A 14,909-nucleotide genomic window follows, 5' to 3' on the forward strand; every position below is an offset into this window, starting at 1 on the left:
CCGAGAACAGCACCATCTGGTCGATATGCTCGGCGAGCTCCATGGCGTCGACGGCAAGCTCGATGTCCATGTTGCCCTTGACCTTGCGGCGGCCGGAGGCGTCGATGAATTCCTTGGTCGCCTTGGTGACGACGGTGTAGCCGTTGTAGTCCAGCCAGTCGATCAGCGGGCGGATCGAGGAGTATTCCTGATCCTCGATGATGGCGGTGTAGTAGAACGCCCGAAGCAGCGTTCCGCGGCTCTGAAACTCCTTCAGCAGGCGCTTGTAATCGATGTCGAAGCCCAGAGTTTTCGCCGTCGCGTAGAGATTGGCCCCGTCGATGAAGAGCGCGATCTTGTTGGTAGGAGAAAGTGACATTCAGTTTGCTCGCGTAGTGCTCGTGATTGATCGTTTATTGTTGGCGCGGCGGCAGCGAGCCGCGCAGGTCTTAAGGCGCCGTCGAAACCCGTCGAAACCGCAAATCCGGAGAAGTCGGGGCAATCAAGGTATAGTTATGGCGGTCCACACGCCCGGCGCTAACTTCGATGGCAGCCCGGCAAATCACCCATCCCAGCCCTAATGTGGGGGTATCAGAGCCGTTTGGCGAGGCCAAATCACAAATTGGCCTTGCGAAATCGGCCCGGTCCCTATAACTAGCCCCGATCATCCACATATTTCGTCCCACCCACAACGGAGCGACAGGCCATGGCTCGCGTCACCGTAGAAGATTGTATCGACAAGGTCGACAACCGCTTTGACCTGGTCCTGCTGGCCGCCCACCGTGCCCGCATGATTTCGTCCGGTTCACAACTAACGGTTGACCGCGATAACGACAAGAACCCCGTTGTGTCTTTGCGCGAAATTGCCGAGACCACCATTTCGCCGGAGGACCTCCGCGAGGAGCTGGTGCACTCGCTCCAGAAGTTCGTCGAGGTCGACGAGCCCGAGCCCGATACGGTGCCGCTGATCGGTTCCGCGGGGGCGAGCGTCGATGCGGACGACACCGAGGTCGCCGTCGAACGCATGACCGAAGAGGAGCTCCTGAAGGGTCTCGAAGGCCTCGCGCCGCCCGAGGAACAGCCGGAGGAGGACGAGTAGATCGTCCCGTCGTAATCATCGACCTCTTGTGATCTTATCAAGGCCCGAACCGTTGTTCGGGCCTTTGCTTTTGTTGGTGTTTTCGTGGTTACCATAGCGTTGTCGGTTCGCGCCGCGCCCTGTCACCGAATTGATCGGACGCGCCCGGGATCAGCGTTAAGATGTATACAACGGGCCGCCTCCGGGTCCGTTTGAAGGCAGGACGGCATGGTGTATCGGCGCTGGAAACCAATGCAGATGCAGGCCGCAACCGAATCGGTTGCCGTGGCCCCGACTGCGCCGGTGCCGCGCCCGGCGAAGCCACGCGCACGCATGATGCGTCAATATGACCTCGTCGAGCGCGTCAGGTCCTACAACCCCAACACCAACGAAGACCTGCTCAACCGCGCCTATGTCTATGCGATGAAGGCGCATGGCTCGCAGACCCGCGCCTCGGGCGACCCCTATTTCTCGCACCCGCTCGAAGTGGCAGCGATTCTCACCGACCTCAAGCTCGACGACGCCACCATCGTGGCTGCGCTGCTGCACGACACGATCGAGGACACCGAAGCGACGCGGGCCGAGATCGACCAGATCTTCGGGCCCGAGATCGGCGCGCTGGTCGAGGGCCTGACCAAGCTGAAGCGGCTGGAGCTGGTGTCGCGGGAGGCCAAGCAGGCCGAGAACCTGCGCAAATTGCTGCTGGCCATTGCCGACGATGTCCGCGTGCTTCTGGTCAAGCTCGCCGACCGCCTGCACAACATGCGCACGCTGGACTTCGTGCCGACGGAATCGCGCAGGCGCATTGCCGAGGAGACGCTCGACATCTATGCGCCGCTGGCCGGACGCATGGGCATGCAGGAAATGCGCGAGGAGCTGGAAGATTTGTCCTTCCGCACCCTCGATCCCGAGGCCTATTCGGTGGTGATGCAGCGGCTCGACGCGCTCGCCGAGCGTAACCGCAATCTGATCGGCGAGATCGAGGACCAGCTCTCCAACAATCTGCGCCACCGCGGGCTGGGCGCGCGGGTCTATGGCCGGCGCAAGAAGCCGTTCTCGATCTGGACCAAGATGGAGCGTAAGTCGGTCGGCTTCGAGCAATTGTCCGACATCTTCGGCTTTCGCCTCGTCGTGAGTGACATCGAAGCCTGCTATCGCGCGCTCGGCATCGTCCACACCACCTGGCCGGTCGTGCCGGGGCGTTTCAAGGACTACATCTCGACGCCGAAGCAGAACGACTACCGCTCGATCCACACCACCGTGATCGGCCCCGGGAACCAGCGCGTCGAGCTCCAGATCCGTACCGAGGCGATGGACCAGATCGCCGAGCGCGGCATCGCCGCGCACGTCTTCTACAAGGAAGGCGTCGGCTCGCCGACTGAGTTCCTCAAGCGCGAGTCCAACGCGTTCGCCTGGCTGCGCCACACCATCGGCATCCTCTCCGAGAGCGCCAATCCCGAGGAATTCCTCGAGCACACCAAGCTCGAGCTGTTCCACGACCAGGTGTTCTGCTTCACCCCGAAGGGCAAGCTGATCGCGCTGCCGCGCCATGCCAACGTGATCGACTTCGCTTATGCGGTGCATACCGACGTCGGCAACAGCGCGGTCGGCTGCAAGATTAACGGCAAGTTTGCGCCGCTGTCTTCGGAGCTCCAGAACGGCGACGAGGTCGAGGTGCTGACCTCGGAAGCGCAGTCGGCGCCGCCATCTGCCTGGGAGACGCTCGCGGTCACCGGCAAGGCGCGCGCCGCGATCCGCCGCGCCACGCGCACCGCCGTGCGCGATCAATATGTTGGCCTTGGCCGGCGCATCGTCGAGCGCCTGTTCGAGCGGGCCAAGATCGAATACGCCGACGACAAGCTCAAGGGCGCGCTGCCGCGGCTGGCGCGGACCTCGATCGAGGACGTCATGGCGGCGGTCGGCCGCGGCGAGATCAAGGCCTCCCACGTCGCGCGCGCGATGTATCCCGACTACAAGGAGGAGCGCATCGCGCGCTATGGCGCCAAGAAGGGGCTGGCCGCCAAGCTCAAGGAGAAGTCGTCGGAGTCGCCGCGCAGCCCGGTCGCGATCCCGATCCGCGGCATCAATTCCGACCTGCCGGTGAAGTTCGCGCCGAACGGCGGCGCCGTGCCCGGCGACCGTATCGTCGGTATCGTCACGCCGGGCGAGGGCATCACGATCTATCCGATCCAGGCGCCGGCCCTGAAGGATTTCGAGGAGGAGCCGGAGCGCTGGCTCGACGTGCGCTGGGACATCGAGGACTCCGCGCCGCAGCGCTTCCCGGCCCGCATCAAGGTCGAGAACGTCAATGAGCCCGGCGCGCTGGCACAGATCGCGACGGTGATCGCCGAGCACGACGGCAATATCGACAACATCAGCATGCAGCGCCGCTCACCTGATTTCACGGAGACGACGATCGACCTCGAAGTCTACGATCTGAAGCATTTGAGCGCGATCCTCGCCCAGTTGCGCGCCAAGGCGGTCGTCGCCCGCGTCGAACGTGTTAATGGATAGACGCTTAGCGTCTGCGTCTATCGCCCTGATTTCGTGAGTCCTGCAAATGCCCACACTTCCGCTCCGCCTCGGCGTCAATGTCGACCATGTCGCAACCCTGCGTAACGCGCGCGGTGGGCGCAATCCTGATCCGGTCCGCGCCGCACTGCTGGCGATCGAGGCCGGCGCCGACGGCATCACGGCGCATTTGCGCGAGGACCGTCGGCACATCCGCGACGAGGACATGGCGCGGCTGAAGGCCGAGATCTCCAAGCCGCTCAATTTCGAGATGGCGGCGACCGACGACATGATGCGCATCTCGCTCGCCACCAAGCCGCATGCGGTGTGCCTCGTGCCGGAGCGGCGGCAGGAGGTGACGACCGAGGGCGGGTTGGATGTCGTCGGCCAGCACAATGCGCTCGCGCCCTATATCGCGCGGCTCAACGATGCCGGCATCCGGGTGTCGCTGTTCATCGCCGCCGACCCCGCGCAGATCGAGATGGCGGCACAGCTGCGCGCGCCTGTCATCGAGATCCACACCGGCGCCTGGTGCGACGCCGTCGTCGATGGCCACACCGACAAGGCCGAAGCCGAATGGCAGCGGATCGTGGCGGGGGCGAAGCTGGCCAAGGCTGCCGGGCTGGAGGTTCATGCCGGCCACGGGCTCGACTATGCGACGGCGGAGACCATCGCGGCCCTGCCGGAGATCATGGAGCTCAATATCGGCTATTACATGATCGGCGAGGCGCTGTTCGTGGGGCTGGCCGAGACCGTGCGCAGCATGCGCGCGGCGATGGACCGCGGCCGGAGCCGGGCATGATCATCGGCGTCGGCTCGGATCTGATCGACATCACCCGCGTGGCCAAGGTGATCGAGCGCCACGGCGAGCGCTTCCTCGACCGCATCTTCACCGTCGCCGAGCGGGCCAAGGCGGAGCGGCGGGCCAAGAACGAGAAGATGGTGGTGGCGACCTATGCCAAGCGCTTTGCCGCCAAGGAAGCCTGCTCCAAGGCGCTCGGTACCGGCATCAGGCGCGGCGTCTGGTGGCGCGACATGGGGGTGGTCAACCTGCCGGGGGGACGGCCGACCATGCAACTGACCGGCGGCGCCTTGGCCCGGCTTCAGGCCCTGACGCCGGAGGGGTTCGAGGCGCGGATCGATGTGTCGATCACCGACGACTGGCCGCTCGCGCAGGCCTTCGTCATCATTTCCGCCGTTCCGCCGGCCAAGCCCTGACAGGATCCGGTAAATCTCATAATTCGTTTGAAATACCAACGTCTTATGCAATTTTGATGCGATCCTTGATTGCGTGGTCTCCGACAACGGTCTAAAAGTCCGCCGACGCAAATCAGGCTGGGTGAATTCGGCTTTACGTCGGAATTGGCCCTCACTATCAGAATCAGGACAATCTCCTTGGGCCGCGAACCGATGGGCTGTTCGCGGGAGGAGGGCGCTCTGTGATCGCCGGCCGGAATTGAGAGAGCAATGAGCGTGACTTCGGGAACGAAAACTGAGAGCGGCGTCGGCGAAACGATCCGGGTCGTGATCCACGCTCTGCTGATCGCGCTGGTGATCCGTACGTTCCTGTTCCAGCCGTTCAACATCCCGTCCGGCTCGATGAAGGCGACGCTGCTGGTCGGCGACTATCTGTTCGTCTCGAAATATTCCTACGGCTATAGCCACTATTCGATCCCGTTCTCACCGCCGCTGTTCTCCGGGCGGATCTGGAGCTCGGACCCGAACCGCGGCGACATCGTCGTGTTTCGCCTGCCCAAGGACGATTCCACCGACTACATCAAGCGCGTGATCGGTCTTCCCGGCGACCGCATCCAGATGCGGGACGGTCTGCTCTACATCAACGACACCCCGGTCGAGCGGCAGCGCATGAGCGAGTTCGTTGGCGAGGATCCCTGCGGCTCCGAAGGTGGCGGCATCTCCCGGGTGAAGCGCTGGAAGGAGACGCTGCCGAACGGCGTGTCCTACGAGACGCTGGACTGCGCCGATAACGGCTACATGGACAACACCAACGTCTACACGGTGCCGCAGGGCCACTTCTTCATGATGGGCGACAACCGCGACAACTCGACCGACAGCCGCTTCCTCGGCCAAGTCGGTTATGTGCCGCAGGAGAATTTGATCGGCCGCGCCCAGATGATCTTCTTCTCCATCGCCGAAGGCGAGCATGCCTGGATGTTCTGGCGCTGGCCGTGGGCGGTGCGCTGGAATCGTTTCTTCAAAATCGTTCGATGAAAGACGAAGCCAAGGACATCGCGACCCCACCGACGGAGGCGCAAGGCGCCCCCGATGGCGAAGCTGCGATCAAAACGCCCGCGAAGAAGAAGCGGACGCGAAGCAGCAAGGCCAAAGGCACTGATGCGAACGCGGCGCTCGAGGCGCGCATCGGCCACAGCTTCACTGATCCGAACCTCCTGATGCAGGCGATCACGCATGTCTCGGCGCTGAAGTCCGGGCGCAAGCGCGGCGACAGCTATCAGCGACTGGAATTCCTCGGCGACCACGTGCTCGGCCTGGTCGTCTCCGACATGCTCTACCACGCCTTCCCGAACGCCGACGAAGGCGAGCTGTCCAAGCGGCTTGCCGAGCTCGTGCGCAAGGAGAGCTGCGCCGACGTTGCAAAATCGCTCGGCCTCGTCGACGACATCAAGCTCGGCTCGGTCGGCCCCAGCGCCGACGCCCGTCTACGCAAGAGCGTGCTCGGGGACATCTGCGAGGCCGTGATCGGCGCCATCTTCCTCGACGGCGGCCATGCGGCGGCAGCCGAGTTCGTCAGGCGCAACTGGACCGAGCGCATGCACAAGCCGCGCCGTCCCTTGCGCGACCCCAAGACCGTGCTCCAGGAATGGGCGCAGGGGAAGGGGCTGCCGACCCCGGTCTACCGCGAGGTCGAGCGCACCGGCCCGCACCACGATCCGCAGTTCCGCGTCGCGGTGGACCTGCCGGGATTGGCCCCGGCCGAAGGCATCGGCGGCAGCAAGCGCGCGGCAGAGAAGGTGGCAGCTTCAGTGATGATCGAACGCGAAGGCGTCGGCGGCGGCAATGACGGCTGAAGCAAGGGGCGAGGCGCCCACCGCAACGCGCTGCGGCTTCGTTGCGCTGATCGGTGCGCCGAATGTTGGCAAGTCCACCCTGGTCAACGCGCTGGTCGGCGCCAAGGTCACGATCGTCTCGCGCAAGGTGCAGACCACGCGCGCGCTGATCCGCGGCATCGTGATCGAGAACAACGCGCAAATCATCCTGGTCGACACGCCCGGCATCTTTCTGCCCAAGCGTCGGCTCGACCGCGCCATGGTCTCGACCGCCTGGAGCGGGGCGCATGATGCCGATCTCGTCTGCGTGCTGCTCGATGCCAAGACAGGTATCGACGAGGAGGCCGAGGCGATCCTCGCCAAGGCGGCCAGCGTCAACCACGAGAAGATTTTGGTGATCAACAAGGTCGATCTGGTCCAGCGCGAGAAGCTGCTAGCGCTGGCGCAGGCCGCCAACGAGCGCATGAAGTTCGCGAAGACCTTCATGATTGCGGCAATCTCGGGCGACGGCGTCGACGACATCCGCACGACGCTGGCCGAGATGGTGCCGCCAGGCCCATTCCTCTATCCCGAGGACCAGATGTCGGACGCGCCGATGCGGCAGCTGGCGGCCGAAATCACGCGCGAGAAAATCTATCAGAAGCTGCACCAGGAATTGCCCTACCAGTCCACGGTCGAGACCGACAAGTGGGAGGAGCGCAAGGACAAGTCGGTGCGCATCGAGCAGACGATCTTCGTCGAGCGCGAAAGCCAGCGCAAGATCGTGCTCGGCAAGGGCGGCGCCACCATCAAGTCGATCGGTGCGGACTCGCGCAAGGAGCTGATGCAGATCCTGGATGTGCCGGTGCATCTGTTCCTGTTCGTCAAGGTGCGCGAGAACTGGGGCGATGATCCCGATCGCTATCGCGAGATGGGGCTGGATTTCCCCAAGGAATAGCCAAGAAAAGATCGGTATCCGATGAGCGTGCCCAGCAACGTCCGGCGCTTCGAAGCGCTGCTCTATGCATCGTTGATGCTGGATGCACTGTCGGTCGCGGTGCAGGATCGCACGCCCAATGCCGAGATGACCGAGCAGATGATCACGACGGCGACGCTGCTCGCCGGCGGCATGATCCTGCTGCTGGTCTATTTCGTTTGGCTCGCTGCGCATTGGCGCAAGAACTGGCCGCGCTGGGTGCTCGCGGCAGCCCTCGTGCTGTCGGTGATCTCGCTCGGCCAGATCATCGGCGAGAAGGGCATGCAGCTCGACAGCGCCATCGAGGTCGTCTCCTGCGTGCTGACCACGATGGGACTGTATTTCTCCTTCACCGGGGATGCGCAGGGCTGGTTCAACGCGTGAAGTTTCACGCGGTGCCGCAGGGTGGGCAAAGGCGCACCCTTGCGCGCCGTGCCCACCAAGTTTGGCCATGGATCAAAATCGGTGGGCACGCTTCGCTTTGCCCACCCTACGGCCCCTCGAATGGGCTACACTTCCTTCCCATGGAATGGACCGACGAAGGCATCGTGCTGGGCGTGCGGCGGCATGGCGAGTCGAGCGCCATCGTCGAGCTGCTGACGCGCGCGCATGGCCGCCATCTCGGTCTCGTCCGCGGCGGCGCCGGCTCGCGGATGCGGCCGCTTTTGCAGCCGGGGAACAGCGTCAGTGCGGTGTGGCGGGCGCGGCTCGACGAGCATCTCGGCACCTATGCGATCGAGGGATTGAAGCTGCGCGCAGCGACGCTGCTGGCATCGTCGCACGGGGTCTACGGCGTCACCCATCTGGCCTCGATTGCGCGGCTGCTGCCCGAGCGCGATCCGCATGAGGCGATCTTTGCGCTGCTCGAACATTCGCTCGACGATTTCGACGATATCGGCGGCGCCGGCGTGCATGTCATTCATTTCGAGCTGGCGATGCTCGCCGAGCTCGGCTTTGGGCTCGCGCTGGAAAACTGTGCGGTGACTGGGGAGACCACGGACCTGATCTATGTCTCGCCCAAATCCGGCGGCGCGGTGTCGCGCGGCGCGGGCGAGCCGTGGCGCGACCGGTTGCTGCGCCTGCCGCCATTCCTGCGCCAGGGCGAGGTGCAGACCGATCTCACGGAGCAGGATCTCCTGGACGGTTTTCGGCTCACCGGTCTGTTCCTGCTGCGCCACGTGCTCGAGCCGCGCGGCCAGGGCCATTCCGACGCGCGCGCCGGCTTCATCAACGCCTTGATGCGGCAACAGGCGAGGGCGGCAATCCCGGCGCCATGATGAAATCGCCTTTCTGCCTTGCCAACCAGCATAGATTTTCCGGGAACCAAATCAGGCCGGCCGGAATTGGCTCGCGGGTTCCACAATGGGGACAGCCTAAATGTTGATCAGGGGATTCGCCTTATCCGCGGCGCTGCTCGCGTTTGCGCCTGATGCAATGGCCGGCGAGCCGCAACCTGGCGTATTTCGCCGGGCGTCCTGCACGGTCGTCCGGTACTATGTGGCCAAATATTCTGCTGCGGCCGCAGAGGCATGGGCGCGGTCTCACGGAGCGACCGAGGCCGAAATCGACGCCGCCCGCCGCTGTGTGACCAACGCGCCGCCGGCCCAAGCCCCTGGCCAAGCCAAGACACAGCCTGTCACAGCCGGCTGGGCCGGCCAGTAGGCCGCCCACAGGGAACCAATCGATCCTTGCCCGATTCGCTTCCACGGTTTAACCGGGCGGCATGGGAAAACGAATCGTTCCGCCGGAAGAACCGGCCGAAATTCACGAGGTGCCGCTGCGTGACGCGCTGGAAGAGCGCTATCTCGCCTATGCGCTCTCCACCATCATGCACCGTGCGCTGCCGGACGCACGCGACGGCCTGAAGCCGGTGCACCGGCGCATCCTCTACGGCATGCGCCTGCTTCGGCTCGACCCCGGCACGGCCTTCAAGAAATCCGCAAAAATCGTCGGCGACGTGATGGGCTCGTTCCATCCGCATGGCGACCAGGCGATCTACGACGCCATGGTCCGCCTCGCGCAGGATTTCTCCTCGCGTTACCCGCTGGTCGACGGCCAGGGCAATTTTGGCAATATCGACGGCGATAACCCGGCCGCCTATCGCTACACCGAAGCGCGCATGACCGACGTCGCGCGGCTTCTGCTCGAGGGCATCGACGAGGACGGCGTCGAATTCCGCGCCAATTACGACGGCCAGTCGAAAGAGCCGATCGTGCTGCCGGGCGGCTTCCCGAATCTGCTCGCCAACGGCGCGCAAGGAATCGCGGTCGGCATGGCGACCTCGATCCCGCCGCACAACGCCGCCGAGCTTTGCGATGCCGCGCTGCACCTGATCGAGAAGCCCGACGCGAAATCCAAGGCGCTGCTGAAATGGGTCAAGGGCCCGGACTTCCCGACCGGCGGCATCTGCGTCGATTCCAAGCAGGCGATTGCGGAGGCTTACACTACGGGCCGCGGCTCGTTCCGTGTCCGTGCCAAGTGGCAACAGGAAGAGGGTGCGCGCGGCACCTGGGTCGTCGTCGTCACCGAGATTCCGTATCTGGTGCAGAAGTCGCGGATGGTCGAGAAGATCGCCGAGCTGCTCGACCAGAAGAAGCTGCCGCTGGTCGGCGACATCAGGGACGAGTCCGCTGAAGACGTTCGCCTCGTCATCGAGCCGAAGTCGAAGAACGTCGATCCCGCCTTGATGATGGAATCGCTGTTCCGGCTGACCGAGCTCGAAAGCAAGATTCCGCTGAACCTCAACGTGCTGATCAAGGGCCGCATTCCCAAGGTCGTGGGGCTCGCGGAGTGCTTGCGCGAATGGCTCGATCATCTGCGCGACGTGCTGATCCGCCGTAGCAACTACCGCAAGGCGCAGATCGAGCACCGGCTGGAAGTCCTTGGCGGTCATCTCGTCGCCTATCTGAACCTCGACAAGGTGATCAAGATCATCCGCACCGAGGACGAGCCGAAGCCGGCCCTGATCAAGGCGTTCAAGCTCACCGAGATCCAGGCGGAGGCCATCCTCAATATGCGTTTGCGCAATCTGCGCAGGCTCGAGGAAATGGAGATCCGCAACGAGGACAGGGATCTCCGCAAGGAGCTAAAGGGCATCGAAGGCGTGCTCGCCTCCGAAGCCGAGCAGTGGAAGAAGGTCGGCGAGCAGGTCGGCAAGGTCCGTGACATGTTCGGACCGAAGACGCCGCTCGGCAAGCGCCGTACCACCTTCGCCGACGCGCCCGAGCACGATCTCGCCGCGATCGAGGAGGCCTTCGTCGAGCGCGAGCCGGTCACCGTCGTCGTCTCCGACAAGGGCTGGATCCGCACCATGAAGGGCCATGTCGAGGATCTCTCCGGGCTTGCCTTCAAGCAGGACGACAAGCTCGGCTTCGCCTTCTTCGCCGAGACGACGTCGAAGCTGCTGCTGTTCGCTACCAACGGCAAGTTCTACTCGCTCGATGTTGCCAAGCTGCCGGGCGGCCGCGGTCATGGCGAGCCGATCCGCCTGTTCATCGACCTCGAGCAGGAGGCGGCGCCCGTTGCGCTGTTCGTCAACAAGGGCGGACGCAAATTCCTGGTCGCGAGCCACGAGGGCCAGGGTTTTGTCGTCAACGAGGACGATTGCGTCGGCACCACCAAGAAGGGCAAGCAGGTGCTCAACGTCGACATGCCGAACGAGGCGCGTGCGATCACCGAGGTGCTTGGCGACACCGTCGCGGTCATCGGCGACAACCGCAAGATGCTGATCTTCCCGCTCGACCAGGTCCCGGAGATGGCCCGCGGCCGCGGCGTGCGCCTGCAGAAATACAAGGACGGCGGCCTCTCCGACGTTGCGGTCTTCGACGCCAAGGCCGGCCTGACCTGGAAGGACTCCGCGGGTCGCGAATTCTCCGCGACCATGAAGGAGCTCGCCGAATGGCAAGGCACCCGCGCCGATGCCGGCCGCCTGCCGCCGAAGGGTTTTCCGAAGTCGAACAAGTTCGGCCGGGTGATCGGGTAGGGCGGTCCCGTGTCCCGGACGCGCTGCAGCGTGCAACGCTGCTGCGCAGAGCCGGGACCCACGCTGCACGGATTGCTCGGAGACATGGGCCCCGGCTCTGCAGCGCACCGCACCGCACGATGCTTCGCATCGCCGGGGGCGCTGCACTGCGTCCGGGGCAAGAGAGAGTATTGTGCGCACCTTTCTCCACACCGTCATTGCGAGCGTAGCGAAGCAATCCAGGATCTTTCCGCGGAGGGACTCTGGATTGCTTCGTCGCAAGGGCTCCTCGCAATGACGGAGCAAGCGGTGAGGCCATCGCTCTGCAATTCACATTTCAAATAGCGCGCGAGCGTTCGCGTTCTCGCGGCGCGTCTCGCCCGAGTTTTGCTGCATGTGACGCCCTCGAAAAAGACAAGGGCGCAGGGAAGGCCGGGCGCCGGCTGGCACCCGCAGGTCCGTGCGCTCTAGAAATGCACACGGGGTGGACCACAGGTGTAGCCGGTCGCCCGGCCTTCCCTGCGCGAATGGTTTTAACGGTGTCCTTCGTGCTCTCCCCGGGGAGCGATGCACTATTGCCCCCGTCGCACTGCAGATGGCTGATGTGCCGACCCGGTTGGGCCGCGGGCATCACCGCAGGGCTTGACGCACAGACCCCGGGCGTCAGGACCACACGACTTCTCCGTCCGCGCACGTCTTCGCTGGGAATCCGAGGGGTGGCGTGTGCTCGCCCCCGAAACCATGCGAAGACGCTGTCAGCGTCGTGTCGTCGGCGCGAAGCGATTGCTCACAGCCGAAGCCGCCCTGCAGTGCCTGTTACGCCCGACGCCGTCGCGTCCATCGCTGCCCGGCCTGCGGTTCGCGACGATCGCGATCCGCCCCTTGTCTCAAGCCAGGGTGTTTCGCTTGTACGTCAAATCCGAATTTCGGTAAAGTGGAATATTTTGCAAGGTGAGGCTTGACAGGCGGATGGTGGGTGTGTCGCGGCTGTTTTGCCGGACGGGCAACGGCCAACGGGGGCGTGGTGACGAGCTTTGCCTTGAGGACGGGTACTCCACGCCGCACTTAGTTCGTCAATATTTCTTACAGTAGTTCCCCGGAGTTGCTGTTTCGTCAAACACGGTCTGGGATGCGGCATTGCATGCTCTGTGGAGCAACAGCCGCGCTGCATCCGAATCGTACATTGAGTTGGAGACGATCATGCGCAACATCGTACTGGTGATGGTATTCGTGATCTCGCTGGTGGCTCCGGCTTTGGCTCAGAAGCCCGAGATTGAAGCGATCAACAACAAATTTATCGAATTTTTCAACAAAGGCGATTTCCCCGGCATTGCGTCGCTTTATAGCGCTGATGCGATCGCTTTGCCGCCCGGTTCTTCGATGGTGCAGGGCCGAGTAGCCATCGAAGTCATGTGGAAAAACATGGCGGAACAAGTCGGCGACCCGAAGCTCACAACTGTTGATGTGAAGGCGCTCGGTCCTTTGGCGGCACGCGAGATCGGCACGTTTGCTCTAAAGACCAAAGGGGCGACACCGCAGGAAGTGACTGGGAAGTACGTCGTTGTTTGGGAAAAGGTCGGAAATGACTGGAAGCTCGCCACCGACATATGGAACGAGGGCAAGTAGGCCGGCGGCGTACATGTCTGTTGTTGACTCATCAGCGCAGTGGCGACGGTTCTCATTGAGCTCCGTTTGGTGGGGCATAGCGGACGAGATTTGCTCACGCTGACATAACGGATCAATGGGCGTCACCTGTGACATCTGGCTCCGAAGGCAGGCCGAGGAGAGCTTTGAACCTCCCGTTCGCTACATCGACCTATATCTTGAAGAACCATGCGCATATGAGGCTCGTCGTCGTTTCGCCGGGAGGAGACGATGACGATTCAGCGCGACTTCCGCGGTCGGCCGAACTCTAGGGGGAGAACGGATGAGCAAAATCCTAATTTGCGGCGGAGGCGTGATTGGATTGTGCACAGCGATGATGCTTGGTCGCGATGGCCACCGAGTCACAGTCCTAGAGGCTGACCCGGCGGATCAACCTACAGCGCCCGCCGAGGGATGGAATTCGTGGGAACGTCCGGGAGTTGCCCAATTCAGGCAACCTCATAACCTCAGTTCGCGATTTCGGATGATCAGCGATCAGGAATTGCCGGGGTTGACAGATGGTCTGCTTCGAGCCGGTTGCGTTTGGGTGGACTATCTGGACAGTCGATCTCTTCCCCCAACCATAACGGATCGGACGCCGCGTCCGGGTGACGAGGCCATACGCTTCGTCACCGGTCGGAGGCCCATTATTGAATGCGCCGTAGCTGCAATGGCGCAAGTGGCACCTAACGTGACCATTCGTCGGGGCACCAAGGTTCGCGAACTGATCACGGGCGCTTCGGCGGTCCGTGGTGTGCCGCACGTTGCGGGGTACGCACGACATCTGGCGAAGAGATTCGCGCTGATCTGGTAATCGACGCCATGGGACGACGAAGTGCGGCCTGCGATTGGATCACCAGCGCGGGTGCCCCTAGCCCGATCGAAGAATCCGAAGATAGCAACTTCGCTTATTTTACGCGGTATTTCTCGGGGCAACAGCGGCCTCGCAGGACGGGGCGTGCACTCACGCCGATGGGCTTGTTTTCGATCCTTACCCTGGACGGGGACAATGACACCTGGTCGATCACCTTGTATACCTCGTCGAAGAACAAGGCGATGCGAGCCTTGCGCGATACGGCGACATTCCATCGCGTCGTCTCCGCATGTCCGCGGCAAGCCCATTGGCTCGACGGCGAGCCGGTAACGCCCGTCCTTCTGATGACGGGAGTTGTCGACCGATACCGACGGTTTGTCGTCGATGGTCGGCCGGTCGTCACGGGATTCGCCGCTGTAGGTGATGCATGGGCGTGCACCAATCCGTCCGCCGGACGCGGCTTGAGCGTCGGCCTTCTGCACGCGCAGGTGCTCCGTAATGTTGCGCGCCGACACATCGACGATCCCGGAGCTTTCTCCCGGGAATACGACGCTGACACCGAAAGCCAGGTCGGTCCTTTTTATCGAAATCAGATCGCCGCGGACCGCGTTCGGATCGCCGAAATGACGGCTCTGGAAGAGGGCATGCCAATGCCCCCGCCCAACCCAGTCATGGCCAAGCTTCTGGTTGCATCATCCCAAGACGCAGACGTGCTCCGTGGCCTGATCGAAATCGCAATGTGCCTTGCGCTGCCTCAGGACGTCATCGCTAGACCGCACGTAGCCGCAAAACTGGCCGAGTTGGACGGCTGTCAATTGCCGCAAGACCCCAACATCGTCGATCGACAACGGATGGCAGCGCTACTGGATGGCTGATCCTAGCGAAGCCAGCCACACTTCCGCGCGTGGTCATGGGGAGCATCGCTCGTCGCGAAACAA

General features: G+C 63.3%; 15 protein-coding genes. 14 read left to right on the forward strand and 1 reads right to left on the reverse strand.

The features are described from left to right. On the reverse strand, positions 1 to 358 hold a 358-nt coding region (locus BLV07_RS30105), incomplete at its 3' end, for a LabA-like NYN domain-containing protein (protein WP_143035527.1). 327 nt (positions 359 to 685) lie between these two features. On the opposite strand from BLV07_RS30105, the gene rpoZ reads away from it, so the two are divergent. The 14 genes from rpoZ (at position 686) to BLV07_RS30180 (ending at position 14,846) form a co-directional block, all read left to right on the forward strand. Beyond that, positions 686 to 1,078: a DNA-directed RNA polymerase subunit omega gene (rpoZ, locus tag BLV07_RS30110; protein WP_007603391.1), complete on the forward strand. Its 393-nt coding sequence runs from the start codon at positions 686 to 688 to the stop codon at positions 1,076 to 1,078. Between the two features lie 207 nt (positions 1,079 to 1,285). After that, complete coding sequence (locus BLV07_RS30115; RefSeq protein ID WP_091893214.1) at positions 1,286 to 3,571, forward strand: RelA/SpoT family protein; 2,286 nt, start codon at positions 1,286 to 1,288, stop codon at positions 3,569 to 3,571. Between the two features lie 46 nt (positions 3,572 to 3,617). Further along, entirely contained in the window at positions 3,618 to 4,370 is a 753-nt protein-coding gene (locus tag BLV07_RS30120) for a pyridoxine 5'-phosphate synthase (protein ID WP_091893215.1), read from the forward strand. Next, a complete protein-coding gene (acpS, locus tag BLV07_RS30125; RefSeq protein WP_091893216.1) occupies positions 4,367 to 4,786 on the forward strand; it encodes a holo-ACP synthase in 420 nt (139 codons plus the stop codon). The genes BLV07_RS30120 and acpS overlap by 4 nt, the downstream gene beginning before the upstream one ends. A 249-nt stretch (positions 4,787 to 5,035) precedes the next feature. Next, positions 5,036 to 5,800: a signal peptidase I gene (gene lepB / locus BLV07_RS30130; RefSeq protein ID WP_091893218.1), complete on the forward strand. Its 765-nt coding sequence runs from the start codon at positions 5,036 to 5,038 to the stop codon at positions 5,798 to 5,800. Then, entirely contained in the window at positions 5,797 to 6,618 is an 822-nt protein-coding gene (gene rnc, locus BLV07_RS30135; protein ID WP_091893220.1) for a ribonuclease III, read from the forward strand. The genes lepB and rnc overlap by 4 nt, the downstream gene beginning before the upstream one ends. Then, complete coding sequence (gene era, locus BLV07_RS30140; RefSeq protein ID WP_091893222.1) at positions 6,608 to 7,534, forward strand: GTPase Era; 927 nt, start codon at positions 6,608 to 6,610, stop codon at positions 7,532 to 7,534. Before rnc ends, era begins: the two co-directional genes overlap by 11 nt. Positions 7,535 to 7,555: 21 nt before the next feature. Beyond that, positions 7,556 to 7,936, forward strand: a complete 381-nt coding sequence (locus tag BLV07_RS30145; RefSeq protein WP_091893224.1) for a hypothetical protein — start codon at positions 7,556 to 7,558, stop codon at positions 7,934 to 7,936. 140 nt (positions 7,937 to 8,076) lie between these two features. Beyond that, entirely contained in the window at positions 8,077 to 8,829 is a 753-nt protein-coding gene (recO, locus tag BLV07_RS30150) for a DNA repair protein RecO (protein ID WP_091893226.1), read from the forward strand. Positions 8,830 to 8,929: 100 nt separating this feature from the next. Then, positions 8,930 to 9,214 (forward strand): hypothetical protein, encoded by a 285-nt coding sequence (locus BLV07_RS49045; RefSeq protein ID WP_091893228.1) that lies wholly within the window; start codon positions 8,930 to 8,932, stop codon positions 9,212 to 9,214. A 61-nt stretch (positions 9,215 to 9,275) separates the two neighbouring features. Beyond that, positions 9,276 to 11,534: a DNA topoisomerase IV subunit A gene (gene parC / locus BLV07_RS30160; RefSeq protein ID WP_091893230.1), complete on the forward strand. Its 2,259-nt coding sequence runs from the start codon at positions 9,276 to 9,278 to the stop codon at positions 11,532 to 11,534. 1,179 nt (positions 11,535 to 12,713) lie between these two features. Continuing rightward, positions 12,714 to 13,139 (forward strand): YybH family protein, encoded by a 426-nt coding sequence (locus tag BLV07_RS30170; protein WP_091893366.1) that lies wholly within the window; start codon positions 12,714 to 12,716, stop codon positions 13,137 to 13,139. A gap of 301 nt (positions 13,140 to 13,440) precedes the next feature. Beyond that, positions 13,441 to 13,971 (forward strand): FAD-dependent oxidoreductase, encoded by a 531-nt coding sequence (locus BLV07_RS50390; protein WP_091893232.1) that lies wholly within the window; start codon positions 13,441 to 13,443, stop codon positions 13,969 to 13,971. Positions 13,972 to 14,129: 158 nt separating this feature from the next. After that, positions 14,130 to 14,846, forward strand: a complete 717-nt coding sequence (locus BLV07_RS30180; RefSeq protein ID WP_143035528.1) for an FAD-dependent monooxygenase family protein — start codon at positions 14,130 to 14,132, stop codon at positions 14,844 to 14,846. Positions 14,847 to 14,909 lie beyond the last annotated feature (63 nt).

It is taken from the genome of Bradyrhizobium sp. Rc2d, assembly GCF_900099855.1.
Classification (GTDB): domain Bacteria; phylum Pseudomonadota; class Alphaproteobacteria; order Rhizobiales; family Xanthobacteraceae; genus Bradyrhizobium.